This window comes from Staphylococcus sp. GDX8P54P (assembly GCF_017893165.1).
GTDB lineage: Bacteria > Bacillota > Bacilli > Staphylococcales > Staphylococcaceae > Staphylococcus > Staphylococcus borealis.
In genome coordinates this window covers 1-3,171 of the sequence record NZ_JAESMM010000020.1, presented here as the reverse complement: position 1 = coordinate 3,171, position 3,171 = coordinate 1, and the positions used below count along the sequence as shown (strand labels likewise).

At 49.5% G+C, this 3,171-nt stretch carries 2 rRNA genes; both read left to right on the top strand.

From position 1 onward, the window contains the following. Positions 1-13: 13 nt before the first annotated feature. Positions 14-2,935: ribosomal RNA gene (locus KA909_RS08030) — 23S ribosomal RNA — on the top strand. Between the two features lie 71 nt (positions 2,936-3,006). Then, positions 3,007-3,121: ribosomal RNA gene (gene rrf, locus KA909_RS08025) — 5S ribosomal RNA — on the top strand. Positions 3,122-3,171 lie beyond the last annotated feature (50 nt).

Here is a 3,171-nt window from a genome sequence, read left to right as displayed (position 1 = left end):
TGGTGGAAACATAGATTAAGTTATTAAGGGCGCACGGTGGATGCCTTGGCACTAGAAGCCGACGAAGGACGTTACTAACGACGATATGCTTTGGGTAGCTGTAAGTAAGCGTTGATCCAGAGATTTCCGAATGGGGGAACCCAGCACGAGTTATGTCGTGTTATCGACAAGTGAATTCATAGCTTGTCAGAAGGCAGACCCGGAGAACTGAAACATCTTAGTACCCGGAGGAAGAGAAAGAAAAATCGATTCCCTGAGTAGCGGCGAGCGAAACGGGAAGAGCCCAAACCAATAAGCTTGCTTATTGGGGTTGTAGGACACTCTATACGGAGTTACAAAGGAATATATTAGACGAATCATCTGGAAAGTTGAATCAAAGAAGGTAATAATCCTGTAGTTGAAAATATATTCTCTCTTGAGTGGATCCTGAGTACGACGGAGCACGTGAAATTCCGTCGGAATCTGGGAGGACCATCTCCTAAGGCTAAATACTCTCTAGTGACCGATAGTGAACCAGTACCGTGAGGGAAAGGTGAAAAGTACCCCGGAAGGGGAGTGAAAGAGAACTTGAAACCGTGTGCTTACAAGTAGTCAGAGCCCGTTAATGGGTGATGGCGTGCCTTTTGTAGAATGAACCGGCGAGTTACGATCTGATGCAAGGTTAAGCAGGAAATGTGGAGCCGTAGCGAAAGCGAGTCTGAATAGGGCGTTGAGTATTTGGTCGTAGACCCGAAACCAGGTGATCTACCCATGGTCAGGTTGAAGTTCAGGTAACACTGAATGGAGGACCGAACCGACTTACGTTGAAAAGTGAGCGGATGAACTGTGGGTAGCGGAGAAATTCCAATCGAACTTGGAGATAGCTGGTTCTCTCCGAAATAGCTTTAGGGCTAGCCTCAAGTGATGATTATTGGAGGTAGAGCACTGTTTGGACGAGGGGCCCCTCTCGGGTTACCGAATTCAGACAAACTCCGAATGCCAATTAATTTAACTTGGGAGTCAGAACATGGGTGATAAGGTCCGTGTTCGAAAGGGAAACAGCCCAGACCACCAGCTAAGGTCCCAAAATATATGTTAAGTGGAAAAGGATGTGGCGTTGCCCAGACAACTAGGATGTTGGCTTAGAAGCAGCCATCATTTAAAGAGTGCGTAATAGCTCACTAGTCGAGTGACACTGCGCCGAAAATGTACCGGGGCTAAACATATTACCGAAGCTGTGGATTGTCCGTAGGACAATGGTAGGAGAGCGTTCTAAGGGCGTTGAAGCATGATCGCAAGGACATGTGGAGCGCTTAGAAGTGAGAATGCCGGTGTGAGTAGCGAAAGACGGGTGAGAATCCCGTCCACCGATTGACTAAGGTTTCCAGAGGAAGGCTCGTCCGCTCTGGGTTAGTCGGGTCCTAAGCTGAGGCCGACAGGCGTAGGCGATGGATAACAGGTTGATATTCCTGTACCACCTAACATCGTTTTAATCGATGGGGGGACGCAGTAGGATAGGCGAAGCGTACGATTGGATTGTACGTCTAAGCAGTGAGATTGAGTGTTAGGCAAATCCGGCACTCTTAAGATTGAGCTGTGATGGGGAGAGGAAATTGTTTCCTCGAGTCGTTGATTTCACACTGCCGAGAAAAGCCTCTAGATAGATATTAGGTGCCCGTACCGCAAACCGACACAGGTAGTCAAGATGAGAATTCTAAGGTGAGCGAGCGAACTCTCGTTAAGGAACTCGGCAAAATGACCCCGTAACTTCGGGAGAAGGGGTGCTCTTTAGGGTGCAAGCCCAGAAGAGCCGCAGTGAATAGGCCCAAGCGACTGTTTATCAAAAACACAGGTCTCTGCTAAACCGTAAGGTGATGTATAGGGGCTGACGCCTGCCCGGTGCTGGAAGGTTAAGAGGAGTGGTTAGCTTCTGCGAAGCTACGAATCGAAGCCCCAGTAAACGGCGGCCGTAACTATAACGGTCCTAAGGTAGCGAAATTCCTTGTCGGGTAAGTTCCGACCCGCACGAAAGGCGTAACGATTTGGGCACTGTCTCAACGAGAGACTCGGTGAAATCATAGTACCTGTGAAGATGCAGGTTACCCGCGACAGGACGGAAAGACCCCGTGGAGCTTTACTGTAGCCTGATATTGAAATTCGGCACAGCTTGTACAGGATAGGTAGGAGCCTTTGAAACGTGAGCGCTAGCTTACGTGGAGGCGCTGGTGGGATACTACCCTAGCTGTGTTGGCTTTCTAACCCGCACCACTTATCGTGGTGGGAGACAGTGTCAGGCGGGCAGTTTGACTGGGGCGGTCGCCTCCTAAAAGGTAACGGAGGCGCTCAAAGGTTCCCTCAGAATGGTTGGAAATCATTCATAGAGTGTAAAGGCATAAGGGAGCTTGACTGCGAGACCTACAAGTCGAGCAGGGTCGAAAGACGGACTTAGTGATCCGGTGGTTCCGCATGGAAGGGCCATCGCTCAACGGATAAAAGCTACCCCGGGGATAACAGGCTTATCTCCCCCAAGAGTTCACATCGACGGGGAGGTTTGGCACCTCGATGTCGGCTCATCGCATCCTGGGGCTGTAGTCGGTCCCAAGGGTTGGGCTGTTCGCCCATTAAAGCGGTACGCGAGCTGGGTTCAGAACGTCGTGAGACAGTTCGGTCCCTATCCGTCGTGGGCGTAGGAAATTTGAGAGGAGCTGTCCTTAGTACGAGAGGACCGGGATGGACATACCTCTGGTGTACCAGTTGTCGTGCCAACGGCATAGCTGGGTAGCTATGTATGGACGGGATAAGTGCTGAAAGCATCTAAGCATGAAGCCCCCCTCAAGATGAGATTTCCCAACTTCGGTTATAAGATCCCTCAAAGATGATGAGGTTAATAGGTTCGAGGTGGAAGCGTGGTGACACGTGGAGCTGACGAATACTAATCGATCGAAGACTTAATCAATTTATTTCAAAGTTTTGCGAAGCAAAATCATTTACTTACTATCTAGTTTTGAATGTATAATCATTCTCTTGTCTGGTGACAATGGCAAGGAGGTCACACCTGTTCCCATGCCGAACACAGAAGTTAAGCTCCTTAGCGCCGATGGTAGTTGGATTTACGTTCCGCTAGAGTAGGACGTTGCCAGGCAAATCGTATGGATGCGATGAGCCGATATCGAGACCGTAAGGTCTCTTTTT